The sequence below is a fragment of the Nocardiopsis alba genome, assembly GCF_000710955.1.
GTDB lineage: Bacteria > Actinomycetota > Actinomycetes > Streptosporangiales > Streptosporangiaceae > Nocardiopsis > Nocardiopsis alba.
Genome location: NZ_BAZE01000010.1, coordinates 210,715 through 233,865, shown reverse-complemented (window position 1 = coordinate 233,865; position 23,151 = coordinate 210,715). Strand labels below are relative to the sequence as shown.

The following is a 23,151-nucleotide window of genomic DNA, read 5'->3' as shown; positions in this document are numbered from 1 at the left end:
CGGCGCGGGGGCCGACCTCGTCACGGAGGGCGGCCGCGTCCGGTCTCCTACCAGGGGCCGTAGGGGCCGCTGTTGCGGTTGCCGCCCGCGCCCTTGACCGCCGGACGCACGTCCAGCAGGAAGATGAGCGTGGCCACCAGACCGAGGATCACGAACATGCCCGTACCCGTGAGGACCGCGAGCAGGGAGACACCGCTGGCGACACCGGTCAGGATCACCCACAGCTTCTTGGTCTGCTTGTCCATGACCTCGAACGCCTGCGGCGGGGTGCGCAGCGCCTCGATGAACGCGTAGAGGCTGGCCACGAAGGTGACCAGGTAGACGAGCTGCCAGATCCAGTAAAACAAGACACTCTCCAGAGCTACGCGCGGCCGAGCGGGGTTCCGTCCCCTCTCCTCGGTCAACGGACCGGATCCGACAATCGTGCCCGTGGGAGGCAGGGATCACAGCCATCGGGGCCTCGGGCGTGTTCGAGGGCTACCCCTCGGCCCGGGCCCGAAACACCGGTCCGTCAGACCGGAATGTGCCAGAGACAGGTCACGGCCGCCAAGAGGAAGGCCGAGGAGCCCATGATGATCGCACCCGCGTGGTAGGGGAGCTCGTCATCGGGGCGCAGAAGGCGATTCACCCGACGCATCACGTCCGGCTCGGCGTGCTGGACCGCGGCCATCGCGCCGGCCGGCACCGGAGCGGGACCGGCGGCGCCGAAGCGCAGCAGGGCCATCGCCAGCTCCCGGGAGGAGCTCTTACGGCGGGCCTGGTCGTCGGCGCACATCTCGATGAGGAGGGCCACGGTCTCGTAGTAGGTGCGGACCAGGCGCACCTTCGGGAAGGCCCGCTTGAGCGAGGAGAACGGCAACAGGACGAGGTCGTGCCGCTGCCGTAGGTGGGCGTGCTCGTGGGCGAGGACGGCGGCCAGTTCGCGGTTGTCGAGGACCGCCAGAGCGCCCGCGCTGATCACCACCTGGGACCGCAGGACACCGGGAAGGCAGTAGGCGGCGGCGGCCGGATGGTCGACCACGCGGGCGCCGGGAACGTCGGGGTGGTCGCTGGCGACCAGTTCGAGCAGGTCGTGGTGGCGTCGACGGACCCGGACCACCTGCACGAAGGAGGCGACCAGTCCGGCGAAGAGCACGAGGGTCAGGGTGACCGCCACGACGATGGCGACCAGGTGGCTGATGCCCACCAGCCCCTGGGAGAACTCGGCGAGCAGGAACTCGCCGGTGATCAGGTCGGAGACCATGGCCATGACGCCGCCGGCGGCCCCCAGTTCGTAGGAGGACAGTCCGAAGGCGAGCAGGGCACCGATGGTGGAGACACCCCAGGCCAGGCCGAGGGCCTGCCAGGCGATGACGGCCGTGTAGGGGCCGCGGGAGGGCCACTTCGCCCTGTGGAGAGCTTCCATGGCGACGAGGCAGCAGACCGCGACGATGCTGAGGAGTGCGGCACTGACCATACGGACCTAGTTCCTTGGCTGCTCGATTTCCGCGAGTGCGCGCCGAAGCGCTTCAGCCTCCTGGCCGTCCATGGATTGGACGAAGGCGGCCAGGGCGGCGTCACGGTCCACCGTCTGCCCGAGAGCGTCGAACATCAGCTCGGACACGTAGTTCTCACGGCTGGCTGCCGGACGGTACCGCCACGCACGTCCCTCACGTGCCCGAGTGACGACCTTCTTCTTGGCGAGTCGGTCGAGCACGGTCATGACGGTCGTGTGCGCCAGGTCCCTCTCCGCGAGAGCTTTGCCGACCTCGCGAACCGTCATTGGTTCGTTGCGTGCCCACAGTACATCCATCACCGCGCGTTCGAGTTCGCCAAGCCGATTCATATCGCCAGTCTACGGGCGGTAGTACTACCCCCGGTGGCACCCCCACGTTAATTCGCGATGACCTATGGGGAAGGGGTTCGAGACCCCCGGGTCGGGGACGTCCTCGCGCGGCCCGGTCACTCCACCGTACCGGGAGGGTGTCGGATCTCGCCCGTCCTGCCCACTGGTCCCGTGAGTCCCACCTCCGAGCCCCGACGGACCGTCGTACCCTCCGTTGTATGGGACACCGGCATCCGAGCAGGCTCAAGAACCCCGAGGTGGGTCACGCGCGCGCCCGTTGGTTGTTGCGCGCCGAGCTCGCCGGGTGCGACGACTGCCGGGCCGAGGGCGACGAGGACGCCCTCTCCGATCTGGCCTCGGGCGGCATCTTCGATTCCCTGCTCACCGGCTTCGTCCTCTCCCGCGTCCAGCGCTGGCACTCGCCCGGCCGCCCCTCCCGATATCCGACCACGGTGTACCGCGTCGCCCCCATGGACGAGCGGGAACTGTGGTGGGTGCCGACACGTCACTGCATGAGGGTGTGCACGGTGACGGCCTCGCAGGAGGTGGACACCGTGCCCGCCCTACGTGAGCTGCGCCTGATGTCGGTCCCCGATCGCGCTCTGGTGCTGGACGACGTCATCGACGGGCTGGCCGAGACGGAGGGGTGACCACGGGGGACCCTCGTACGTTCTTCCGGGACCGTCCCGCGACGCCGGGGAACACGGACCCGGTCAGCGGCCGGGGTCGGCGATCGGTCGTGGATAACCGGCCGTACCCTCCCCTTCCGCCTCCTCCCAGGGGGTGTGGGCGCGTCGACCGGGCAGTCCGGCCAGTTCGGGCAGGTGGCGCCGCACGTACTCGCCCTCGGGGTCGAAGCGGCGAGCCTGCCGCAGCGGGTTGAAGGCTCGATTCGGTCGAGTGTCGTTGCCGGTCCCGGCCACCCACTGCCAGTTCCCGTACTCGTCGGCGACGTCCCCGTCGGTGAGATGGGCGTCGAAGTGGGCGGCCCCCTCACGCCAGTGCACGCGCAGGGTCCGGGTGAGGAAGGCGGCGGTGATCATCCGGGTCCTGTTGTGCATGAACCCCTCCGCCAACAGTTGCCGCATGCCCGCGTCCACGATCGGGACCCCCGTCCGTCCCTCCTTCCAGGCCTCCAGGGCCTCCGGGTCGTGGCGCCACTCCCGATCGCGCGGGCGGTAGTCACGGGTGGCGATCTCCGGAAAGGCCGCCGTGACCTGGTGGTGGAAGTCGCGCCAGGCGAGCTGGCGGACGTACTCCGGACCACCGGGGAGATCGCGGGCCGCCGCCTCCACCTCCAACGGTGAGAGACAGCCGAAGCGCAGGTCGGCGGACAGGTGCGAGGTGGCCGCTCCGGGGAGATCGTCGTGCCGGTCCGGATAGTCGGCCAGGCCGCGGTCGATCCACCTCCGTAGGCGTTCGCGAGCCCGGGTCGGACCGCCCCGTGTCCTCTCCGGCGCGAGCGCCCCGATACCGCCGGGTTCGGCGTCCAGGTCGGGGAGCGGGCCCGGGTCGATCCCCTCGGGTGGTCGGACCCGTGCGGGGGCGGTCCGGATCTTCCGTCGCTCCTCGGCCTCCCAGGCCCGCCAGTAGGGCGTGAACACCTTGTAATGGTCGCCCTTGGCCGGTGTGATCGCCCCGGGGGGCACGATGGTCGGCCCCGGATGGACGCGCACCTCGAGGTCGGTGGCGCGCAGGGCCGCCTCCCTCCGCGCCGCGAACCGGCTCACTCCCCCGCCCAGGTGGACGGCGCGGGCCCCGGTCTCTCGGGCCAGAGCGCGCACCTCGGTCACGGTGTCGCCCCGCCGCAGGACCAGATCACCACCGAGGTCGCGGAGGCCGGAGCGCAGGTCGGCGAGGGCCTCGGTCAGATAGGCCCGACGGTTACGGGCGGCACGACGCAGGAGGCCGGGTTCGAGGACGAAGAGCGGTACGACCGTCTCGGACTCTTCGAGCGCGGCGGTCAACGCGGGATGATCGTGGAGGCGCAGGTCCTGGGTGAAGAGGACGAGGACGGGGGTGCCCAAAAGGACTCCTTCACTCTATGGAATCATCACACTACCGCCCGTGCGTGTCGACGGTTGGTCGTCGCCGGTCGGGGTAGAGCCCCCACCATGAAGCCGCCTCCTCGCCCCGTGGTCGGGGTCTCCAGTTGCCTGCTCGGCGCTCCGGTGCGTTACAACGGCGGGCACTCGCGCTACCGGTTCCTCACCGACGAACTGGACCGACACGTGAACTGGCTCCCCGTCTGCCCCGAGGCGGAGATCGGCCTGGGGGTACCTCGCCCGACCCTGCGCCTGCGGGACTCGGACGGCTCGGACCGGGTGGTCTCCACCAAGGACGGCGTCGACCACACCGACGACCTCGCGGGTGTCGCGGATCGCCACCTCAAGGAGCTGCGCCGCCTGGACGGCTACGTGCTCAAGAACAAGTCCCCGAGTTGCGGGCTGCTCTCACTGCCCGTGTTCGACGAGAAGGGCGATCGTCGACGCGGTACCGGGCGGGGCGCCTTCGCGGCCAGGCTCACCGCCCTTCTACCCCTCCTGCCCGTCGAGGAGCAGGGCCGGCTGTCCGACCCGGTACTGCGCGAGCACTTCGTGGAACGGGTGTTCGCCCACTCCCGACTGCGCTCCCTACTCGAAGGGGCATGGCGACCGCGCGACCTGGTGGAGTTCCACACTCGGCACAAACTCCAGCTGATGGCGCACTCGCCGGACGGCTACCGGGAGACGGGACGGATCGTGGCCCGGGCCGGCGGGGGCGACCGCGAGGAGATCGCCGCCGCCTACGCGGAGGCCTTCCAACGGACGCTCGCGCTGCGGACCACGCGGGGCAAGCACGCCAACGTGCTCCAGCACATCTTCGGCATGGTGAGCCCGGCACTGGACGACACGCGCAGGCACGATCTCCTGGCCGGAATCGAGGAGTACCGGGAGGGCCAGAGTCCGCTCAGTCTGCCGGTGGCCCTGTTGCGACACCACTGTCTGGCGGAGGACCTGGAGTGGGCCTGTGGGCAGACCTACCTGCGCCCCTATCCCGACGCGCTGCGCCTTCGGCACCCGGTGGCGGTCTGACGGAGAGCGGCGGACCCGCGGGGATTTCGGAGGAGACGTCCAGGGCACGCCGCACCTTCCACACACAACGACCCCACTCGACTACAGTGGGTGACATTCTCGGTCGTATCGAGACCGTTCACCGGTGCCCCCGAACCCCGAGGTCGCGACGTGTTCGTCTCCTTCTCCCGCCGTGTCACCGTGCTTCTCGCGTCCTGCGCCGTGGCCTTCACCGCCGCCTCCCTGGCCACCACGGCCCAGGAGAATCCGGCCGACCGGCTCGGGCCGGAGCTCACCGAACCCGACCCCGAGAGGGTCCTGGGCCACGTACCGCCCCCCGCGCCCACCGATTCCGCCCCCGCTCCGATCCCCCGCCCCGGGCACGTAGCGGTCTGCGGTGAACCCGGCCGGGACGAGATCGTCGCCCTCCCCGGCCCGAGCGCCCCGGGGGAGGAACGCCCTCTGTGGATACGCAGACCCCCCGGGCCCGATAGCGCCGACCTTCCCGTGCTGTACCTGCTGCACGGTTCCTCCTCCACCCACACCACCCTCATGGACGCGGGGGTGGGCGAACTCCTGGACCGCCAGATGTGCCGCATGGGGGTCGAGTTCGTGGTGGCCGCCCCCTACGGCCAGGTCGCCGACGGTTCCACGACGGAGTGGGCCGACGCCCATGACGGCCGCTTCGCTCTGGAGGAGTTCGTCACCGAAGCGGCCGTCACCGCCGTGGAGGGGGAGCATCGCCGGTCCCGATCGCTCCGGGCGATCGGCGGGTTCTCCATGGGCGGATACGGCGCGGCCGCCCTGGCCCTGCGCTCGCCCGACCTCTACTCCCAGGTGGTGAGCTGGGCGGGGTACTTCCGGGTCGACGACCCCGACGGCGTCCTCGGCGAGAACACCACCGGCCACTCCCCCGACCGTCTCCTGGGTTCGGAGAAGGCACGGGATCTGCGGTTCCTCCTGGTGGAGGGCCGTGAGGACCACACGCCGCTCCAAGAGGGATCCATTCACGGCGAGGCCGAACGCTTCTCCTCGCTGCTCGCCGAACGCGGTATGACGGTCACCACCCTGCGGCCTCCGGGCGGCCATGATCTGACCACGTGGAAGAGCACCTTCCCCGACGCCGTGGACTTTCTGGTCTCCGGTTGGGCCGCCTCACCCTGATATCCCCGTTCGTCAACCCCCGCCCCCTCGGACGATCGGGTCGGGAACAGTGTGTACCTTCGTCGCTGTTGTCGACTACTGCCCGCACACTCGACCCGGAGGGACCACCGTTGTCCGGACCCGTTCCGTTGGGAGAACAGACGGCGGTCCCCTCGAGGATCGCGACCGTCAGTCTGCACACCTCGCCCCTCGACCAACCCGGCACCGGTGACGCCGGAGGCCTCAACGTCTACGTGGTCGAGGTGGCCCGTCGCATGGCCGAACGCGGAGTGGCCGTGGACGTGTTCACCCGGGCCACCACCCCCTCACTTCCGTCCGTGGTCGAACTCTTCCCAGGGGTGAACGTCCGGCACGTGCCCGCGGGCCCCTACGGCCACTTGGACAAGAACACCCTCGCCCGCTACCTGTGTCCGTTCGTCTTCGGCATGCTGAGAGCCGAGGCCCAGGGAGACCCGGGCCACTACGACCTCGTGCACGGTCACTACTGGCTGTCCGGCAGGGCCGGTGTGATGGCCGCCCGTCGCTGGGGCGTACCGATGGTGCAGACGATGCACACCATGGCCAGAGTGAAGAACGCGGCCCTCGCCGAAGGCGACACCCCCGAACCCGAGGAGCGGGTGCGCGGAGAGGACCAGCTGGTCCGCCAGGCCGATCGGCTCATCGCCAACACCGACGACGAGGCCCGTCAGCTCGTCGACTTCTACGGCGCCCGCCGTGATCAGCTCCACACGATCCCTCCCGGCGTGGACCTGGATACCTTCACCCCGGGATCGCGCACCGAGGCGCTGGATCGGATCGGTCTCCCCCGCGACACCCACCTTCTGCTCTTCGTCGGCCGTGTGCAGCGGTTGAAGGCACCGGACGTGCTCATCCGCGCCGCAGCCGAACTCCTGGAACGCGACCCCTCCCTGCGCGACCGTCTCGTGGTGGGTGTGGTCGGCGGCCTGTCCGGCGGAGGGACGCGCGAGCCCCGCATGCTCGACGATCTGGCGCGATCGCTGGGCGTCGCCGACGTCGTGCGTATGGAACCGCCACAGGACCGCGCGCGCCTGGCCGACTACTACCGGGCCGCCACCGCGACGGTGGTGCCGTCCTACTCCGAGTCCTTCGGGCTGGTCGCGGTGGAGTCCCAGGCGTGCGGCACCCCGGTGGTGGCCTCACGTGTGGGCGGACTGACCACGGCGGTCTCCGACGGTTTCTCGGGTGTGCTGATCGACGGGCACGATCCGCGCCACTACGCCGCCGAGCTGCACCGACTGATCCACGAACCGGCCCGACGTGCCAAGCTGGCCGAGGCCGCGCCCCTGCACGCGGCGACCCTGGGATGGTCTCGGACCGTGGACGAGTTGTTGGACGTGTACCGGTCCGCCCTCGCCCCGAACGACCTCCCCCTGGCCGAGGCCGCGGGCCGATGACGGCGACCGGAAAGGAAGGAAGGCACGTGGAGGAGACGACGGCGCGTGAGAGCGCGATCAAGGCGATCGACGAGGCCGTGACGGAGGCCGGCCTGGAGGTCGAACGTCCTCGTGAGGGCTCCTTCCTGGTCACGATCCCCGGCGAGGCCAAGCTCAAGACCCTGGTCTGGCTGGAGGCCGGGCCGCACAGTCTCACCCTGACCTCGTTCTTCTGTCGCCGTCCGGACGAGAACCACGCCGGTTTCTATCAGTGGCTGACGCGCCTGGGCACGGACATGTACGGGATGGCGTTCACCTCCGACGAGGTCGGCGACGTGTACATCCGGGGCCGGCTCCCCCTGGCCGGAATCACCCCGGAGGAGGTCGACCGGTTGCTGGGATGCGTGCTCACCTACTCCGACGAGAACTTCAACACGGCGCTGGAGCTCGGTTTCGCCTCGGCGATCCGCAAGGAGTGGAAGTGGCGTACCGAGCGCGGCCACGACACACGGAACCTGCGGGCCTTCGCCCATCTGGCCGAGACCGCCGACGAAGGCTGATCCGGGAGCGGAACCGCCCGCCCCGCGCGCGAACGGCCACGGGGCGACGGCCGAACGGAATCGGCGAGTGACTAGGCTTGTCCCCATGGGAACTCTGGTACTGCTGCGACACGGTGAGAGTGTCTGGAACGCGAAGGGCCTGTTCACCGGCTGGGTGGACGTGGACCTGTCCGCACAGGGCGAAGAGGAGGCCCGCCGCGGCGGTGAACTGCTCAAGTCCGCCGGGGTGACCCCGGACATCCTGCACACCTCTCTGCTCAAGCGCGCCATCCGCACCGCGAACCTCGCGTTGGAGACCGCCGACCTGCACTGGCTTCCGGTCGAACGCACCTGGCGCCTCAACGAGCGCCACTACGGCGCCCTCCAGGGCAAGGACAAGGCGCAGACCCGTGACGAGTACGGCGACGAACAGTTCATGATCTGGCGTCGCTCCTACGACACCCCGCCGCCGCCCATCGCCGACGACGACCCCTACTCGCAGGCCGGAGACACCCGCTACAGGCTGCTCCCGCCGGAGCTGCTGCCGCGTACCGAGTGCCTCAAGGACGTCCTCGACCGGGCCCTGCCGTACTGGTACGACCGCATCGTCCCGGACCTGGCCGCCGGCCGGACCGTCATGGTCGCCGCCCACGGCAACTCGCTGCGCGCCCTGGTCAAGCACCTGGACGGGATCGGCGACGCCGACATCGCCGGCCTGAACATCCCCACCGGGATCCCGCTGGTCTACGAGCTGGACCAGGACCTCAAGCCCACGAACCCGGGCGGCACCTACCTCGACCCGGAGGCCGCGAAGGCCGCGATCGAGGCGGTCGCCAACCAGGGCAAGAAGTGACGCCGGACCACGACTGAACCGACCTCCACGTGCCCGTACCGCCCTCGCGGTGCGGGCACGTCGTCCGTTCGGAGTCGGCCCCCGCGAGCACCGTCAGTAGACCAGGGCCTGGGCCCCTTCGCGGATGCTCTCCTCGACGAAGGTCGGTGCCCCCGCGATACGCACACCGTCGATCAGGTCGTCCCGACCGAGCTCCCGGCGGGCCGCGCACTGAGTGCACACCGTCATCCGGCCGGCGGCCAGCACGGAGGCCAGCAGGTCGGCCAAGGGCGCCGCGTGCGGCAGTTCGAAGGTCTCGGCCCGTCCGGGGACGGCGAACCAGGTCGCCTCGCCGGTCAGCCACAGGGAGACGTCGACGCCGCTCGCCAACGCGGCGGCCGCGACGGTGAAGGCCTGGTTGCACCGCTCGGGAGCATCCTCGCCGGCCGTGACCTTGATCACCAGGGAACGAGACATGTGCTTCAGCCTAGCGGCAGGCCGGCGACGGTGAGCGCCGCCCCCACGACCAGGCAGACCATGAAGGCCGTCAGGAGGGCCAGCGCCTCGGTCCGACGCGGTGAGACCCGCGAGGGGCGCTCGCGCACACCGTGTTCGATAACCAGGCCGCCCTCGTCCGGGGCGGTCAGGACCACACGGCCGTCGACCACGCGCAGAAGGCCGGTGACACGGACGCGCGCGCCCTGCCGGATGACCCACTCGCGGTACTCGAACTCGATGGTCTCGCCTCGGAAGACCCCGGAGATCGGGCTGCGGACACGGGACAGGAGATCGTCCGCCGCCGCGGCCACCCCGGGCTGAGGCCGACCGACCAGACGCTTGAGGCAGAGCTCGGCGTCGCGCGGCTCGGTACCGTCCGGGTCGACGTAGATCCGTTCGGCGTCCGCCGGACGCCCCTCCCCCACCAGGCCGAACAGGTCATCGGACCCGTAGTCGGCGATCGAGTCGAAGGCGCGTTCGACGACCTGGCCCTCGACCTGGTCGCGGGCCAGGGGGCGATAGTGACGGAGCACCTCGTGGCCGTGCCAGACACATTCGACACCGGCCAGACCGGACTCGATGGGCCCTCCACCGGGACCGGGCGCGGCCACCCCGGTGAGGGTCACACGCTGGCCCTCACGGTCGGCGAGCGCGGAGGGGAGCAGGCGGGCGAGCCCGCGCTGGCGCTGCCAACGGCGCAGGCCGATGATGGTCAGTGGCAGCAGGACCGCCGCGATGGCGAGCAGCGCCACACCGATCACCAGTAACACAGGCAGCCCCTTAGGAGAATGCGTCGGAGGTCGGGACAGCGGTCGACTCCAAGCCCCGTGGCCGCACCGTGTCCGTTCACCATCTTTACCAGTTCTCCGGGAAAGCGGGGCCAATTGGGCATGGCCGGGCCAAGGCTCCGGGGCGCCGCCCGGAGCGCCCGCGCGGCACCGTCACCGGTACCCCCGAGACGCCGATAGTCTCGGTGGTTATGGACTCTGCGGTACACCCTGATCTGGCGAAACTGTCCTTCCTGTTCGGACGTTGGGAAGGCGTCGGCGTCGCCGGATACGTGGAAGAGGAAAAGTTCCAGTTCGGCCAGGAGGTCGAGTTCAGCCCGCGTGCGGGTCTGCCCTATCTGGCCTACACCGGTAAGGCCTGGCGTATGAACCCCGACGGGACCACCGGTGAGCTGGTCACCGAGGAATCGGGCTACTGGCGTGCGCTGTCCGCCGAGGACACCGCGCAGTACGCCGCGGACGATGAGGAGAACATCGTCCACCTCGAGGTGATGATCGCCCACAACGAGGGCTATCTGGAGTCCTACGAGGGCAACGTGTTCGCCAACCGGGTGGAGATGCGCAGCGCGGGCATCGTGCGGACCATCACCGGCCTGGAGGTCGAGGGCTCCCACCGCCTGTACGGCCTGTTCAACGACGGCAGCCAGACCCTGGGCTACGCCTGGGACCTGGCCGCGCGCGGCCACGGGCTCCAGTCGTACATGTCCGCTCAGCTGAAGAAGGTCTCGGAGAGCACCCCGGGCAACGGGAAGTGACCTCGAGGGTCTTCGGACAGAACGAACCCCGGGCCGTTCCCGCCTGAGCGGGGTCGGGTCGGACCAGGTCCGACAGCCCGGGGTTCGGGTGTCCGTCTGGGATTCGCCACGACGCGCGTCGAGCGAACGCTCAGCGTCGTCCTAGCGGACGGCCACCTCGCCAGTCCTGAAATCGATCATTTCTCGGACCACCTCCTTTCCTGCGTGCCTCGAAGGTATGTCGTCCTCCCGGCCCGGGGCAAATGTTTTTCTGTGACGTGTATCCCCAGGTCAGAGCAGCCGCTTCGAAGCCCTGTCGCATCGACCTCCGCTACGGATAACCTCGGCGGTATGACTTCGCCGCTGCTGACCACACACGGTGCCGTGAGCGCCGAGACACCCGACTCCGACGTCGCCGCCCACTACGGCGACCCCTCCCACGAGGGCCGCGCGATCGAACGCTCCGCCGCCTGGGTCGACCGGAGCAACCGGGGCGTGGTGCGGGTGAGCGGACCCGACCGTCTGGGCTGGCTCAACGACCTCACCAGCCAGCTCACCCGGGGCCTCGCCCCGGGCACGGGCACCGAGGCCCTGATCCTGGACACTCGAGGCCACCTGAGGTGGCACCTCTCCTTGGTCGACGACGGCGAGGCCACCTGGATCCACACCGAACCGGGCCAGGGCGCGGAACTGGCCGCCTTCCTGGACTCGATGGTCTTCATGCTGCGGGTGGAGGTCGAGGACCTGTCCGAGAGCCGCTCCGTGCTCAGCGTGCTCGGCCCGAAGCGGGACGAGGTCCTGGCCGCCGTCGAGGGGCCGATCTCCCGCGTCACCGAGGACCAGGTCGACCTGTTCGTCCCCTCAGAGGACCTCGTGGCCATCGCCGAGGGTCTGACCGGGTCGGGGGCCCGCCCGGCCGGCCTGTGGGCCTACGAGGCCCACCGGATCGCCTCCCACCGGCCTCGGGCCGGTATCGACTCCGACGACCGGGCCATCCCCCATGAGATGGACTGGATCGGCTCCGCCGTCCACCTGGACAAGGGCTGCTACCCCGGTCAGGAGACCGTGGCGCGCGTGCACAACCTGGGACGCCCGCCCCGGCGGCTGGTCATGCTGCACCTGGACGGTACCGCCGACCGGCTCCCCCACGTGGGCGCCGACATCGAGATGGAGGGCCGCCGGGTCGGCCGCGTGGGAGGTTCCGCCCGTCACCACGAGATCGGCCCGATCGCCCTCGGCCTGGTGAAGCGGACCGTGCCCACCGACGCCACCCTGACCGTCGAGGGCATCGCCGCCGGCCAGGAGGTCATCGTCGACCCGGACACCGGCGCCAACGCCGACATCGGCGACTTCCGCCGCACACCGCGCTGACGGCCGCACCGCACACGAACATGATGGAGCCCGGTGGGAGAGATCCCACCGGGCTCCATCATGTCCTTCGACGATCAGCGCAGGGCCGCGGCCAGACGCTCGTCGTGCAGACGCTCACCCCACGCCGGCGGCAGCGGGTTCAGCGCGCCCACACGCCAGCGCAGCAGCAGATCGGCCAGCTGCGGGTTGCGCGGCAGCGCCGGCCCGTGCAGGTAGGTGCCGAGGATCTGCCCCTGGTAGGCGCCCTCGGTGCGGTCGTCGTTGCCGATGCCCTTCACCGTGGTCGAGAGCGGACGGGCCTGCGGACCGATCGCGGTGCGGCCCTGGTGGTTCTCGAAACCGGTGATCCGACCCACCCCCAGGGAGGGGTCGACGTCGGCGACGATCTCGCCCACGGCGCGGGTCTGGCCTCGACCACTGCGGATGTCGAGGATGCCCACGCCCGGAAGCGGGTTGGCCTCGTCGTCGCCGTAGCTCTCACCGATGATCTGGTAGCCGGCGCAGACCGCGAAGACGCACGCGCCCCGGGCCGCGGCCCGGGCGAGTCCGCCGTCGGCGCGCAGACGCTCGGCCGCCAGGATCTGCGGACGATCCTCACCGCCGCCGAGCAGGTAGATGTCGCCCTGCTCGGGCACGGCGTCGCTGGAGTGGACCCGCACGATCTCGGTGGGGATCCCGCGCTGCTCGGCGCGGCGCTGAAGGATGAGGACGTTGCCCTGGTCCCCGTAGGTACTGAGCAGGTCGGGGTAGATCCACACGATCCGCAGGGCACTACTGGTGTTCGACATGGGGGTCTCCTACTGGACGCGGCCGTACGCCGTGCGGATCTGCTGGAAGGCGGTGTAGTTGGCGATGACGTCGACCTTGGTGATGTCGGGACGCTCCGCCTTGAGGCGGCCCAGGATCTCGTCCACCCGGTCGGCCACCTCGAAGGGGACCTCGTCGGTCTCCAGACGCAGGGCGAGGTCGGTGCGACGCTCGCCCATGACGAACACCCGGCGGCCGCGGAGGACGCGGTAGTCCACGTCCCACAGCCAGGAGGTGTCCTTGCCGTCGGGGATCTGGGCGTTGACCGCCAGGATCACCGGGACGCGCGGCGGGTCGAGGACCGCGAAGGACTCCAGCCAACCGGCCGGGTTCTTGGCGAGCAGCAGACGGACCTCGACGCCCATGGTGACCACCGAGGTGTAGCGGCCGGCCACCGAGGAGATCTCGCGCAACCGCTCGACCGTGCGCTCGGGGTGGAGTCCGTACCCGGCCGCGGTGGCGGCGGCGATCGCGGCGTTGGACCGGTTGGCGTCGCCCGGCAGGTTGAGCCGGAGCTTGATCTGCTGACCGCCGGGGGCGATCAGGGTGTCGGAGTCGTTGTCCACCGCCCAGGCGGTCTCGGGCCGGGAGAGGCCGCACTCGGGGCACTCCCAGTACGGGTCCTGGTCACGCTTGAGGTGGCCGCCGCACTCGGGGCAGCACCAGGCGTCCTCCTTCCAGCGCTGACCGGCCGAGACCCAGGTGGCGTTCGGGGCGCCCAGACCGGCCCAGGCCACGAGCGGGTCGTCGGCGTTGGCGATCACGTGGGTGTTGCTCTGCGACAGGGCGGTACGCCACTTCTTCGCGAGCAGGTTGATCTCCGAGGCGCGGTCCATCTGGTCGCGGCTGAGGTTCATCAGCACGACGAAGGCGGGCGAGGTGGCCTTGAGGACCTGGGGCAGGTACTTCTCGTCCACCTCCAGCACGCCGTTGATCGCCGACTTGTTGTCGGAGAGCGCGGTGATGTGCCCGGTGGGCATGTTCGCGCCGTACTCGTTGGTGGCCACCTCACCGAGCTCGCGCAGGGCCTGCGCGATGAGCCGGGTCGTGGTGGTCTTGCCGTTGGTGGCGCTGACCAGGGCCAGCCTGCGCCCTTGGGCGAGCTTGGCGAGCAGGTCCGGTTCGACCTTGAGGGCGACGCGTCCACCGATGACGGAGCCGTCTCCTCGTCCGGTGGCCCTGGACAGGCTTGCCGCGCTCCTGCCCAGTACCGAGGCCAGTTGGGCGCGCAGGGGAAGCTCGCTCATCAAATCTCCACGATCGCTAGATCACCCGCACGAACGCGCTTCGAAGGCGGGCGATGTGTCAGGCCAAGCTTATTCTCCATCGACGCTCAGACCCGCCAGTCCAAACGCTCGGGCGGCGGCCCGAGGTTGGGCGGGACCTGCGACGGATCGAGCCCGTCGTCGGCCGGGACCGTCATCGGGCCCCGATCCTCCTCGAGGACCACGCCGTCCCCCGACGTGTCGGTCGGTGTGCCGCCCCCCGCGGGGGCCGTTCCACGGCCGAGGCCTCCGGAACGCCGTCCCCTCGGTGACTCCGGGGAGACGCCCGCCTCCGCTCCCATGGGGACAACGTCCCTGCCGACGCCGGGGTTCCGATGGTCCTCGGCGGTGGCGAGAGTGGCGGTGGCCAGGGTGAGGATACCCGGGTTGGTGTCGGCCGGGACCGGACCGTCGGGGGTCAGGACGAGAGCCGTCGTGGGCGCCAGGGACCTCAGGGAGGCCGTGTCGGGGGCCGTTCCCCCGGCGTCCGCCCCCGCCGCGCCCCGTTCCGGGTTCGGTGCGTCGGCCTCGGCCGCCTTCGCCGTCGCCCGACCCCACACCGTGGCGGATCTCACATGGCGGACCAGGTCCAGCGGGGCGATGGCCGCGGCCGCGTTGCGAATGAGCGCTCCGGACTCGGTGTGCGGCGAAGGGAAGAGAGGCTCGTCGTCGGGCTCCCCCTCCGAGCCGCCGTCCTCTCCCCCGGCCGCCGTCTCGCCCACGGCCCCGCCGACCGCCTCGGTGAGACCGTGCGCGGCCATGTCGACCCCTCGACCTCCAGAGGCCCGTGCCACCAGAGCGGCGAGCCGTTCGACGCCCTCCTCCGGCCCGGACTGACGCATCAGCACGGGGAGCCGGGAGGGGCCGTCGAGATGACGCAACGCGAGGGGCACCGCCTCCCGGAACATGAGCACCACCTCCACCCCGCCGTCCTCTGCGGCGGACAGAACCTGGTCGACCTCCTCCTCGGGGAGGGTCTCGGCTCCGCAGACCACCACGGTGCGGGTCCGCTCCCTCCGCTTCCGGGAGGCGGTCGCCGCCGACCCCCTGGACGGGGTCCGCGCCTCCAGGAGTTCGCTGAGCGCCGCGACCGCGTAGGTGCCGTACACCCGGGCCGCGCCCGGACCGGAGGCCCGGTCGGTGGAGATGATCTTGACCTGCGCGTAGGTGCCGTCCTCGGCCCGGGTGCCCACGGCCTCGAAGGGACTGAGCCGTTGTTCCAATCGCCATGCCCGCCCCCGGGCATCGGGGACGTCGGCACAGCGTTCGCGGACCCGCTCACGCTCCCGGGGGCCGAGCAGGGCCAGGGCCGGATCGTCCTCGGCCATGTCCTCGGCCGGTGTCACCAGGGCGCGCAGACCACCGATCAGGCGGTCGATGCCCACGTCCGGACCGAGCACCTCCAGCAGGCGCAGCAGGAGCGTCTCGTCGGCGTCGGAATCCTCGTCACGCCCCGAGGCCGCGGCCACCGCGGAGAGGATCCGCGCCCGTTGCCCCGCGTCCAGATCGGTGCCCAGGGTCATCCGGGGCAGGTCGGCCGGGAGCACCCAGTGCCTGGGCCCCACCGCGCAGCGTCGGGCCAACCGGACGAGTTCACGCGTGACGCCGCGGCCGGTGAGGTCGACGACGGTGAGGTCGCCGCCCTCGCGCAGACGTGAGATCCCGACCGTGGTGAGCAGGGCCGACCACCCGGAGTCGGTCCCGCCGACCACGACGACCGCCGAGGTATCGGAGGGGACCGTCACCCCGTACCAGTGCGGCTGGGCCTCGTAGGCGCGGCAGGCCGCCCGCCACTCGGTGTACTTCCGAGCGTGGTCGTGCTGGCGCTCGCGCAGAAGCCGTTCGCGCTCCGCGCGCTCCGCTCCGATGCGTTCCTCGGCCCGGGCCAGACGCCGGGCCATGACCTGGCGGCTCTGGACGAGGGCGAAGGCGACCGGTGCCGCGATGGCCGCGCAGGCGAACACCCCTCCCAGGGCCAGTGGTCCGGGCAGGACGCGTGTCGACCACAGCAGGGGGAACAGCAGAGCGAGCAGGGCGAGCCCGCCCAGGGCGTAGTAGAGGGGGCGGTTGGTGAGGGCCTCGCTGTCGCGTTGGCCCGCGATCCACTCCTCGCTGAGTCCGTGTGCGTCCTCGGGCGCGGGACGACGCGGTGCGGGACCCGGTGGTGGGATGAGGACCCTGTGCCGCCAGCCGAGGTAGGTGCGCCCGGCATCGTTCCGGGACGTACCGACGTCGACCTTCGACGACCGTTCTGTGGACATCATCCGAACACCTCCTGCCCGACGGCGGGGAGAGAGGACCGCCGGGGAATCGTCCACGCGGGGGCTCCGGCCGCCGGACGGTCGGAGGTCGGGTACCGGTGGCCGACACCCTGCGCGCTCGTCACGGCCGACCCGCCCGGGGTTCGGACACGCTCCGTGTCCGAGACCCCCGAATGGCGTGACCGTGACACTCACAGTGAAGCAGGGTGCCCCACCGCTTTCCAGTCCCGGACCACCGCCTGTGGACAACCCCTCGGGCACGTGCGCGAACGCCCGCTCCAGGGCGCGTCGCCCCTTCTCCGGGGCGTCTCTCCCCGACACGGCGCGACGGCGCCGGCGGCGACGGGGGTCCCCGTCGTCACCGGCGCCGTCGGCACCGTTCGGTCTCAGAGCACGGTCAGGCCTGGACCTCGAGGTTCACGATCTTTCCGACCTCGGCCAGGACCGGGTACTCGCCGGTGAACCCCTGGGAGGCCAGGACACGTACCTTCCAGGTGCCGTCGGCGGCGAAGAACCGGAAGGTCCCCTCGTCGCCGGTGGCCACCTCTCCGACGAAGTCGTCGGACTCGTTCAACAGCCGGGCGTAGGCGCCGCGCAGCGGTCGACCGTCCCGGGTCACCGTGCCCTGGATGACCGCCTGGTCACCGGCGTCGACGTCGGCCAGGGCCACTCCGCCCTCGGGTGCTCCGCAACCGGTCACTTGGCCTCGGCCTCCCCCAGCTCGACCGGCACGCCCACCAGGGAGCCGTACTCGGTCCAGGAGCCGTCGTAGTTCTTGACGTTCTCCAGCCCGATGATCTCGTGCAGCGCGAACCAGGTGTGCGACGAGCGCTCACCGATCCTGCAATAGGCGATGATGTCCTTGTCCAGGTCGACCCCGGCCTCGGTGTAGAGCTCGCGCAGCTCCTCGGCGGACTTGAAGGTGCCGTCCTCGTTGGCGGTCTTGGCCCACGGGATGTTGCGCGCGGTCGGGATGTGGCCCGGACGCTGCGAGGTCTCCTGCGGCAGGTGCGCGGGGGCCAGCAGCTTGCCGGTGAACTCGTCGGGCGAACGGACGTCGACGAGGTCCTTGACGCCGATGGCCCCGACGACCTCGTCGCGGAAGGCGCGGATCGAGGTGTCCTGCTCCTGGGCCCGGTACTCGGTGGCGTCCCGCTCCGGGACCTCCTCGACGAGCTCGCGGGAGTCGAGCTCCCACTTCTTGCGGCCGCCGTCGAGCAGGCGCACGTTGTCGTGGCCGTAGAGCTTGAAGTACCAGTACGCGTAGGCCGCGAACCAGTTGTTGTTGCCGCCGTACAGGATCACCTGGTCGTCGTTGCCGATGCCCTTGGCGGACAGCAGCTTCTCGAACCCGGTCTTGTCGACGAAGTCGCGACGGACCGGGTCCTGGAGGTCCGTCTTCCAGTCGATCTTGACGGCGCCTCGGATGTGGCCCTTGTCGTAGGCGGACGTGTCCTCGTCCACCTCGACGAGGACGACGTCGGCGTCGTCCAGGTGAGCCTCCACCCAGTCGGCGTCCACGAGGACGTCGGAGCGGCTCATGGGGAACCTCCTGTGTTTCTACGTGCGGTGTCGTGTGTGTCGTTGCGTCGGTTCCGGATATGGGGCCGGAACCGGGGTACGCCGGTGGGCTCCCGCGTCCGGGGGCGTTCGGGGGGTACCCCCGTGGCACCCGGTTCGGGTGTCGATCGGACGTGGAGAACGGGCTGTTCGGGATGGGCGAACGTGGACGCACGGAGCCCGGATACGCGGTGTACGGGGAGTTCGGGTCCGATCACCCACGAGGATGAGGGGACTCCGTTCTCCGGGTTCCACACGTACGGGAAGTCATCTCGACCGCGGGTGTGGGCACCGAAGGATCCGGTCGCACGGAACGGACTCGGGCTCGAGGCCCGTCCGCCCTAGGAACACGGACAGAGCGCGGCGGCGACGCGGCAGAAATCGACCGCCCGTCGCTTCGTCAGATACGCGCTCGTCAAGGAAGTCACGTTTTAGACGCTACAGGCACGGCATCGTCTTGTCACTGGTGTCCTGGATCACAGGAGGAGCCATCGTCCCCGCTCCACAAGGGGAACCGGAGACGGATGGGGTCCAGGATGTGGGAGAGGCGTCTCGAGAACGCGTGTTCGGGAGCTCAGAGAACGGCTCGACCGAGAGCGGCGATCACGTCCGCCTTACGGGGCTGCCCTTGGGCCCGCCGCACGATCCGCCCCGAGGAGTCCAGGACGAACACCGTCGGGGTTCCGCGGATCTCCAGCCGTCGCACCAGGTCCAGGTGCGACTCGGCGTCGATCTCCACGTGGGTCACGCCCTCGACCATCGCGGCCACCTCCTCCAGGATCCGGCGGGTGGCCCGGCAGGGCTGACAGAACGCGCTGGAGATCTGGACGAGGGTCGCCCTCGCGCCGGGCTCGGCGCCGATGTCCTCGGCGCCGAGCCGCTCCACCGCGACGGACATCAGGCGACCTCGGAGCCCATCAGCGGGATGTCCGAGCCGGTGCCGGTGATCCGCAGCCCGCTGGAGGTGGCCTCCATCTCGGTGACGGACAGGCCGAGCGGGAGCTCGGGCACCTGGGCGCTGAAGCCCAGTGCGTCGGCGACCTGGTCCCCGAGGTCGATCGGCAGATCGCCGATCTGGATGTCGACCGGGGTGACCGTGAGGACGTCGCCGTCGACGGTGAACTCGACACCGCTGGAGACCGGGATGCTGCGGCCCAGCTCGGTCAGGGCGAGCTCACCGCTGATGCGGGCGTCGCCCTCCTCGGTGCCGATGGTCATGCCCTCGGGCAGGTACGGGTTGAAGTAGGTGTAGGGGACCACGAAGGAGCCGTCGACCTGGCCGGCGACCACGTCGGGCTCGTTCATGAGGTCGCTCAGGGGCGCCTCGACGTCGGAGGCGGTCGCCTCGACCTGTTCGACCGTGACACCGCTCATCGTCGCGCTGGCGGCGTCGATGTTCACCTCGGTGTAGGTCCCGCTCAGCACCTGGGGCAGGAAGGCCCAGCCCTCGATGGAGATGTCCGGCTCCTCGGACATGTCCATCTGCTGGGCGAGCCGTTCGGAGAGGGTGCTCTGCGCGAAGGAACGCGCCCCGATGTCGGCCACGACGACCAACGCCGCGAGCAGGATCAGGAGGACGACAAGGAACTTACGCATCGGAATCCCAGCACACTTTCTTTCGCTCCGGCGCGCCTCTCGGCTGGGTCATCCGGCCGGTCTCGGTCACACGCCAACGGTGCTCGATGGGCACCGGTCATGGAAAACCTGTAGGGAAGGGTACTTCACCACGCGTTGGATGCCCCGCTCCCCGGATCGGTTGCGACAAGGCGGGGATCGGTTTCGCGTCGAGAACGCGGGAGCACTTCCGGGGGCGTCTCCCTCCCCGGCACAGGGGAAGGAACGCCATCATCGAAACGGCTGTTCGGAGGGGACGCCGGACCCGCTCAGCGGGGCATCAGCATCGCCGCGAGGCCGTCATTGGCCGCCGCGTCGGCGAGGGAGAGTTCGATCACGTTGGTCGCGACCACGTGCCCGGAGAGCAGGCGGCCGAACTCCAGGATGTGCGGCTGACGCTCGTGTTCCTCCTGCGCCAGCTCGTCCCGGTAGATCGCGTAGACGATGCGCTGTAGCGGCGCGCTGGGCACGGTGTGCGCGGCGAACAGCAGGGTGTCGGGCTCGTGGGCGGACACCTGGGCGACCACGGCGGCGGCGAGCCGGTCGAACCCTTCGCCCTCGCCCTCGGCCAGCGTATAGATCGTGATGACCCCGCGCACCTTGGAGGGCGGGGCCGAGGGGGCCCCTCCGTAGAGGTCCTCCTCGTGGTTCTCGGCGTGGCGGCGCTTACGGCGCACGGGTTCCTCCTGCGGATCGTCGAGTTCGTCGTCCACGTCGTCGTACTCGTCGTCGTAGTAGTCGTCCTCCACCTCGTCGTAGGGGTCACGACGGGGCTTGGCGGCCATCGCGCCCGCGCCCCAGAGAGCGGCGAGCGAGCCGAGCATGAGCACCGGTCCCATGGCGCCCAGGCCCGCACGGCCCACGACGATGGACAGGAGCGCGGCCACGAGCAGCAGGAGGACGACGATCAGGTCGACCTTCCCTCGGCCTCCAAGGCCTCGGCGCACGACGGCGACCAGCGCGGTGACGAGAAGGACGACGACGAAGACCTGCGCACCGTTCACGAGCGCGCGCGGGATCAGGTCGTAGTGTTCCAGCGGGGGGAAGGAGTCGCCGAAGCGCTCGCTGACGCGATCGACGGCCAGTACCACCAGGGGGACGATGGTGAAGACGCTGAGGAACAGGCGTGAGGTGAAGCGGGCGTTCGGCGCGCGAACCGCGTACTCGAAGGCCCCCCACGCCAGGTAGACGGGACCGATGAGGCTGATGCCCACGTGCAGGAGCCGGAAGGTGGCCCCGCCGAAGTCGAACATCACGCCGATCACCGCGGCGCTGAGACCGACCGTGATCCCCAGGGCGGCGATCGACCACGCGATCGCGGCGACACCGGGGCGGCGTTGGGCGTACGCGGTCAGCGCGGCGGTGGCGCTCCAGCCCACCAACGCGCTTATGAATGTCAGTCCTACCGTGACCATCTCGATAATGATGCTGCACGTTAGTGGGTGGATGTGCACAGGATGCACTTTTAAGGGCACGTTCCCGGGAGAGATCTCGCAGAACGGAGGCGCAAACCGTGACTTACACTGTGATTTTCATCACCAGGTTTGGTGTCAGGGCACGGAGGCCGCATGAGGCATCCGGAGGGCCTTAGGCTCACAGTACTCGGGGAGCGTCACCCCCGCCCATCGGAGGATCGCCTCCCCCACCCGAGCCAGGAGAGAACCGTGTCACAGGACGTATCGTCCCCGGAACCGGTCGGCCCCGGAGCCGCCTTCTTCGACGTGGACAACACCCTGATGCGGGGCGCGTCGATCTACCACTTCGCCCGGGGACTCGCCTCCCGCGACCTGTTCACCACACGTGACCTGATGCGTTTCGCATGGGGACAGACGGTGTTCCGGGTGACCGGCAGCGAGCAGCCCGAGCACATCAACGCCGCCCGGGAGGCCGCCCTGGCCTTCGTCGCCGGACACGACGTCGACGACCTCGTCTCGCTCTGCGAGGAGATCTACGACGACACCATGTCCGACCGCATCTGGGAGGGCGCCCGCGCCCTGGTCCAGAGACATCTGGACGCCGGCCGGCCCGTATGGCTGGTCACCGCCACCCCCGTCGAGCTCGCGGAGATCATCCGCCGCAGGCTGGGACTGACCGGAGCGCTGGGCACCGAGGCCGAGACCGTGGACGGGGTGTACACCGGACGGCTCAACGGAGACCTGCTGCACGGCCCCGCCAAGGCCGTGGCGGTCCGGGCGCTGGCCGGCGCGCAGGGATGGGACCTGCGCTCCTGTTCGGCCTACAGCGACTCCTCCAACGATCTGCCGCTGCTGTCACTGGTCGGCGACCCTCACGCGGTCAACCCCGACGGGGACCTGCGCCGGTACGCGCGCAACCACGAATGGCCCATCCACGACTTCCGCAAGCATCGCAAGGCGTTGAAGGTGGCCGTGCCCGCCGCCGTGGCGGGCGCCGTGGCCGGGGCCGTGGCGCTACGCGCGGTCAGACACCGCAAGGCGCTCACGGCGCGCTGAGAGCCGCGCGGAAGGAACGTCCGTCAGCGACCGAAGGTGGCCCGGGCCAGGGCGAGGACGTGGATCGGACGCAGACCCGCGCCACGGGCCGCACGGCCGCGGCTGTGCGCGTAGGACTCGAAGGCCTCGATGGAGCTGTAGGCGGGAGCCCAGCCCAGGGCGGCGCACAACGGCGCCGGATCCAGACGGGAGACGTGGGGTCCGACCTCGACGCTCCGTGCCGCGCTCGCGCCGGCGTAACCGATCCGTCCATGCCGGGCCACACCCCGCAGCGCCCTCAGACCGCGCGCGGGAACGGGGAGACGCTGTCCGCCGACCCTGCGCAGGCAGTGGGAGAGAGGTACCGTGTCCGCCCCGCAGGCGTCGAAGACACCGGTCTCCTCGCAGAGCGCCATCCGGACGAGCGCCTCGGCGCCGTCGTCCTCGTGCAGGAACTGCACCCTGGGGTCGCGTCCCATCACCGTGGGCACGACGCGGGAGTGCATGTAGCGGGTGAGAGGGGTGTCCACGGAGGGTCCGATGAGGTTCGCGAGCCGCATGACGGCCACGGAGAGATCCGGCCGACGGCGTCGCAGCGCGTGGACGTGCCGTTCGACCTCGGCGGTGTCATCGGCGTTCAGGGCCGCGTTGGAACGGACCACGAGTCTGCGGACGGTGTCGGAACGCTGGGCCGCGCCCAGGACCCGCAGAGTGCCCAGGAGGCCGTCCGCCCGGTCGGAGGTCTCGGTGGCGTCCAGACCCAGGTGCAGGACCAGTTCGGCACCGGACTCGGCGACGATGCGGTCCAGACTCCCGTCGTGCAGGTCGACGTTCTGGTATTCGATCCCCTCGACGCCCGCGGGCGGAGGAGAGGAGTCCGCGCCGATCACCCGGCCGACGCCGGGGTTCTCGCTCAGGGTCTGCGCGACCCTGGCGGCCAGGGGACCTGAGACCCCGGTGACGAGTACGACACGAGCCATGGCGACACGTTCCTTG

25 protein-coding genes are annotated in these 23,151 nt (G+C 70.3%); 9 read left to right on the top strand and 16 right to left on the bottom strand.

The genetic code is table 11. From position 1 onward, the window contains the following. Positions 1-47: 47 nt before the first annotated feature. The 3 genes from TR33_RS18815 to TR33_RS18805 form a co-directional block, all read right to left on the bottom strand. Entirely contained in the window at positions 48-347 is a 300-nt protein-coding gene (locus TR33_RS18815; protein ID WP_014909848.1) for a DUF2516 family protein, read from the bottom strand. Between the two features lie 164 nt (positions 348-511). After that, a complete protein-coding gene (locus TR33_RS18810; RefSeq protein ID WP_014913414.1) occupies positions 512-1,456 on the bottom strand; it encodes a M56 family metallopeptidase in 945 nt (314 codons plus the stop codon). A 6-nt stretch (positions 1,457-1,462) separates the two neighbouring features. Beyond that, positions 1,463-1,825, bottom strand: coding sequence for a BlaI/MecI/CopY family transcriptional regulator (locus TR33_RS18805; protein ID WP_014909290.1), 363 nt, complete (start codon positions 1,823-1,825; stop codon positions 1,463-1,465). Positions 1,826-2,043: 218 nt separating this feature from the next. Here TR33_RS18805 and TR33_RS18800 point away from each other — a divergent pair, with 218 nt between their 5' ends. Continuing rightward, positions 2,044-2,475 carry a hypothetical protein gene (locus tag TR33_RS18800; RefSeq protein ID WP_014911111.1) on the top strand — a complete coding sequence of 144 codons (432 nt, stop codon included), beginning with the start codon at positions 2,044-2,046 and terminating at the stop codon, positions 2,473-2,475. A gap of 63 nt (positions 2,476-2,538) precedes the next feature. On the opposite strand, the gene TR33_RS18795 is transcribed toward TR33_RS18800, so the two are convergent. Further along, positions 2,539-3,852 carry a cryptochrome/photolyase family protein gene (locus tag TR33_RS18795; protein ID WP_017533138.1) on the bottom strand — a complete coding sequence of 438 codons (1,314 nt, stop codon included), beginning with the start codon at positions 3,850-3,852 and terminating at the stop codon, positions 2,539-2,541. An 87-nt stretch (positions 3,853-3,939) separates the two neighbouring features. Here TR33_RS18795 and TR33_RS18790 point away from each other — a divergent pair, with 87 nt between their 5' ends. The 5 genes from TR33_RS18790 (at position 3,940) to TR33_RS18770 (ending at position 8,828) form a co-directional block, all read left to right on the top strand. Then, positions 3,940-4,899: a YbgA family protein gene (locus tag TR33_RS18790; RefSeq protein ID WP_017533137.1), complete on the top strand. Its 960-nt coding sequence runs from the start codon at positions 3,940-3,942 to the stop codon at positions 4,897-4,899. A 150-nt stretch (positions 4,900-5,049) separates the two neighbouring features. Next, positions 5,050-6,042: an alpha/beta hydrolase gene (locus tag TR33_RS18785; protein WP_042284476.1), complete on the top strand. Its 993-nt coding sequence runs from the start codon at positions 5,050-5,052 to the stop codon at positions 6,040-6,042. Positions 6,043-6,152: 110 nt separating this feature from the next. After that, positions 6,153-7,457, top strand: coding sequence for a D-inositol-3-phosphate glycosyltransferase (gene mshA, locus TR33_RS18780; protein ID WP_042284473.1), 1,305 nt, complete (start codon positions 6,153-6,155; stop codon positions 7,455-7,457). After that, positions 7,454-7,996, top strand: coding sequence for a YbjN domain-containing protein (locus TR33_RS18775; protein WP_042284471.1), 543 nt, complete (start codon positions 7,454-7,456; stop codon positions 7,994-7,996). The genes mshA and TR33_RS18775 overlap by 4 nt, the downstream gene beginning before the upstream one ends. A gap of 85 nt (positions 7,997-8,081) precedes the next feature. Continuing rightward, positions 8,082-8,828 carry a phosphoglyceromutase gene (locus tag TR33_RS18770; RefSeq protein ID WP_017533133.1) on the top strand — a complete coding sequence of 249 codons (747 nt, stop codon included), beginning with the start codon at positions 8,082-8,084 and terminating at the stop codon, positions 8,826-8,828. A 93-nt stretch (positions 8,829-8,921) separates the two neighbouring features. Here the strand turns inward: TR33_RS18770 and TR33_RS18765 are convergent, their stop codons facing one another. Together TR33_RS18765 and TR33_RS18760 are read right to left on the bottom strand one after the other, a co-directional pair. After that, on the bottom strand, positions 8,922-9,284 hold the full coding sequence (locus TR33_RS18765) for a DsrE family protein (RefSeq protein WP_017533132.1): 363 nt from the start codon (positions 9,282-9,284) through the stop codon (positions 8,922-8,924). 5 nt (positions 9,285-9,289) lie between these two features. After that, positions 9,290-10,075: a hypothetical protein gene (locus TR33_RS18760; protein WP_017533131.1), complete on the bottom strand. Its 786-nt coding sequence runs from the start codon at positions 10,073-10,075 to the stop codon at positions 9,290-9,292. A gap of 209 nt (positions 10,076-10,284) precedes the next feature. Here TR33_RS18760 and TR33_RS18755 point away from each other — a divergent pair, with 209 nt between their 5' ends. Together TR33_RS18755 and ygfZ are read left to right on the top strand one after the other, a co-directional pair. Continuing rightward, positions 10,285-10,848 carry a nitrobindin family protein gene (locus TR33_RS18755; protein ID WP_014910261.1) on the top strand — a complete coding sequence of 188 codons (564 nt, stop codon included), beginning with the start codon at positions 10,285-10,287 and terminating at the stop codon, positions 10,846-10,848. A gap of 330 nt (positions 10,849-11,178) precedes the next feature. After that, a complete protein-coding gene (gene ygfZ / locus TR33_RS18750) occupies positions 11,179-12,198 on the top strand; it encodes a CAF17-like 4Fe-4S cluster assembly/insertion protein YgfZ (RefSeq protein WP_017533130.1) in 1,020 nt (339 codons plus the stop codon). A gap of 74 nt (positions 12,199-12,272) precedes the next feature. Here the strand turns inward: ygfZ and TR33_RS18745 are convergent, their stop codons facing one another. From TR33_RS18745 to TR33_RS18705, 9 genes are all read right to left on the bottom strand, one after another. Further along, positions 12,273-12,986: a type 1 glutamine amidotransferase gene (locus TR33_RS18745; protein ID WP_014912774.1), complete on the bottom strand. Its 714-nt coding sequence runs from the start codon at positions 12,984-12,986 to the stop codon at positions 12,273-12,275. A gap of 9 nt (positions 12,987-12,995) precedes the next feature. Further along, positions 12,996-14,252 carry a MurT ligase domain-containing protein gene (locus tag TR33_RS18740; RefSeq protein ID WP_014909188.1) on the bottom strand — a complete coding sequence of 419 codons (1,257 nt, stop codon included), beginning with the start codon at positions 14,250-14,252 and terminating at the stop codon, positions 12,996-12,998. Positions 14,253-14,338: 86 nt separating this feature from the next. Beyond that, a complete protein-coding gene (locus TR33_RS18735; protein WP_084570283.1) occupies positions 14,339-16,534 on the bottom strand; it encodes a hypothetical protein in 2,196 nt (731 codons plus the stop codon). Between the two features lie 394 nt (positions 16,535-16,928). Beyond that, positions 16,929-17,231: a DUF1416 domain-containing protein gene (locus tag TR33_RS18730; RefSeq protein ID WP_014909091.1), complete on the bottom strand. Its 303-nt coding sequence runs from the start codon at positions 17,229-17,231 to the stop codon at positions 16,929-16,931. Continuing rightward, positions 17,228-18,073, bottom strand: a complete 846-nt coding sequence (locus TR33_RS18725; RefSeq protein ID WP_042284469.1) for a sulfurtransferase — start codon at positions 18,071-18,073, stop codon at positions 17,228-17,230. Before TR33_RS18725 ends, TR33_RS18730 begins: the two co-directional genes overlap by 4 nt. A 359-nt stretch (positions 18,074-18,432) precedes the next feature. After that, entirely contained in the window at positions 18,433-18,519 is an 87-nt protein-coding gene (locus TR33_RS27510; protein ID WP_354896066.1) for a putative leader peptide, read from the bottom strand. A gap of 146 nt (positions 18,520-18,665) precedes the next feature. Next, positions 18,666-18,989: a TlpA family protein disulfide reductase gene (locus tag TR33_RS18715; protein ID WP_017533128.1), complete on the bottom strand. Its 324-nt coding sequence runs from the start codon at positions 18,987-18,989 to the stop codon at positions 18,666-18,668. Continuing rightward, the gene (locus TR33_RS18710; RefSeq protein ID WP_042284466.1) at positions 18,989-19,687 is read right to left on the bottom strand and encodes an LmeA family phospholipid-binding protein; all 699 of its coding nucleotides are present in this window, start codon (positions 19,685-19,687) and stop codon (positions 18,989-18,991) included. The genes TR33_RS18715 and TR33_RS18710 overlap by 1 nt, the downstream gene beginning before the upstream one ends. Positions 19,688-19,974: 287 nt before the next feature. Then, on the bottom strand, positions 19,975-21,120 hold the full coding sequence (locus TR33_RS18705; protein WP_042284465.1) for a putative quinol monooxygenase: 1,146 nt from the start codon (positions 21,118-21,120) through the stop codon (positions 19,975-19,977). Between the two features lie 249 nt (positions 21,121-21,369). On the opposite strand from TR33_RS18705, the gene TR33_RS18700 reads away from it, so the two are divergent. Next, entirely contained in the window at positions 21,370-22,176 is an 807-nt protein-coding gene (locus TR33_RS18700) for an HAD family hydrolase (protein WP_014912502.1), read from the top strand. Positions 22,177-22,199: 23 nt separating this feature from the next. On the opposite strand, the gene TR33_RS18695 is transcribed toward TR33_RS18700, so the two are convergent. After that, positions 22,200-23,135 (bottom strand): NAD-dependent epimerase/dehydratase family protein, encoded by a 936-nt coding sequence (locus TR33_RS18695; RefSeq protein WP_042284462.1) that lies wholly within the window; start codon positions 23,133-23,135, stop codon positions 22,200-22,202. Positions 23,136-23,151 lie beyond the last annotated feature (16 nt).

Excerpts from the sequence above, each read along its gene's own strand:
- TR33_RS18810 (WP_014913414.1), bottom strand. The coding sequence starts at position 1,456 with ATGGTCAGTGCCGCACTCCTCAGCATCGTCGCGGTCTGCTGCCTCGTC.
- TR33_RS18805 (WP_014909290.1), bottom strand. The coding sequence starts at position 1,825 with ATGAATCGGCTTGGCGAACTCGAACGCGCGGTGATGGATGTACTGTGG.
- TR33_RS18800 (WP_014911111.1), top strand. The coding sequence starts at position 2,044 with ATGGGACACCGGCATCCGAGCAGGCTCAAGAACCCCGAGGTGGGTCAC.
- TR33_RS18790 (WP_017533137.1), top strand. The coding sequence starts at position 3,940 with ATGAAGCCGCCTCCTCGCCCCGTGGTCGGGGTCTCCAGTTGCCTGCTC.
- TR33_RS18775 (WP_042284471.1), top strand. The coding sequence starts at position 7,454 with ATGACGGCGACCGGAAAGGAAGGAAGGCACGTGGAGGAGACGACGGCG.
- TR33_RS18770 (WP_017533133.1), top strand. The coding sequence starts at position 8,082 with ATGGGAACTCTGGTACTGCTGCGACACGGTGAGAGTGTCTGGAACGCG.
- TR33_RS18765 (WP_017533132.1), bottom strand. The coding sequence starts at position 9,284 with ATGTCTCGTTCCCTGGTGATCAAGGTCACGGCCGGCGAGGATGCTCCC.
- TR33_RS18755 (WP_014910261.1), top strand. The coding sequence starts at position 10,285 with ATGGACTCTGCGGTACACCCTGATCTGGCGAAACTGTCCTTCCTGTTC.
- ygfZ (WP_017533130.1), top strand. The coding sequence starts at position 11,179 with ATGACTTCGCCGCTGCTGACCACACACGGTGCCGTGAGCGCCGAGACA.
- TR33_RS18745 (WP_014912774.1), bottom strand. The coding sequence starts at position 12,986 with ATGTCGAACACCAGTAGTGCCCTGCGGATCGTGTGGATCTACCCCGAC.
- TR33_RS18740 (WP_014909188.1), bottom strand. The coding sequence starts at position 14,252 with ATGAGCGAGCTTCCCCTGCGCGCCCAACTGGCCTCGGTACTGGGCAGG.
- TR33_RS18735 (WP_084570283.1), bottom strand. The coding sequence starts at position 16,534 with ATGATGTCCACAGAACGGTCGTCGAAGGTCGACGTCGGTACGTCCCGG.
- TR33_RS18725 (WP_042284469.1), bottom strand. The coding sequence starts at position 18,073 with ATGAGCCGCTCCGACGTCCTCGTGGACGCCGACTGGGTGGAGGCTCAC.
- TR33_RS18715 (WP_017533128.1), bottom strand. The coding sequence starts at position 18,989 with ATGTCCGTCGCGGTGGAGCGGCTCGGCGCCGAGGACATCGGCGCCGAG.
- TR33_RS18710 (WP_042284466.1), bottom strand. The coding sequence starts at position 19,687 with ATGCGTAAGTTCCTTGTCGTCCTCCTGATCCTGCTCGCGGCGTTGGTC.
- TR33_RS18705 (WP_042284465.1), bottom strand. The coding sequence starts at position 21,120 with ATGGTCACGGTAGGACTGACATTCATAAGCGCGTTGGTGGGCTGGAGC.
- TR33_RS18695 (WP_042284462.1), bottom strand. The coding sequence starts at position 23,135 with ATGGCTCGTGTCGTACTCGTCACCGGGGTCTCAGGTCCCCTGGCCGCC.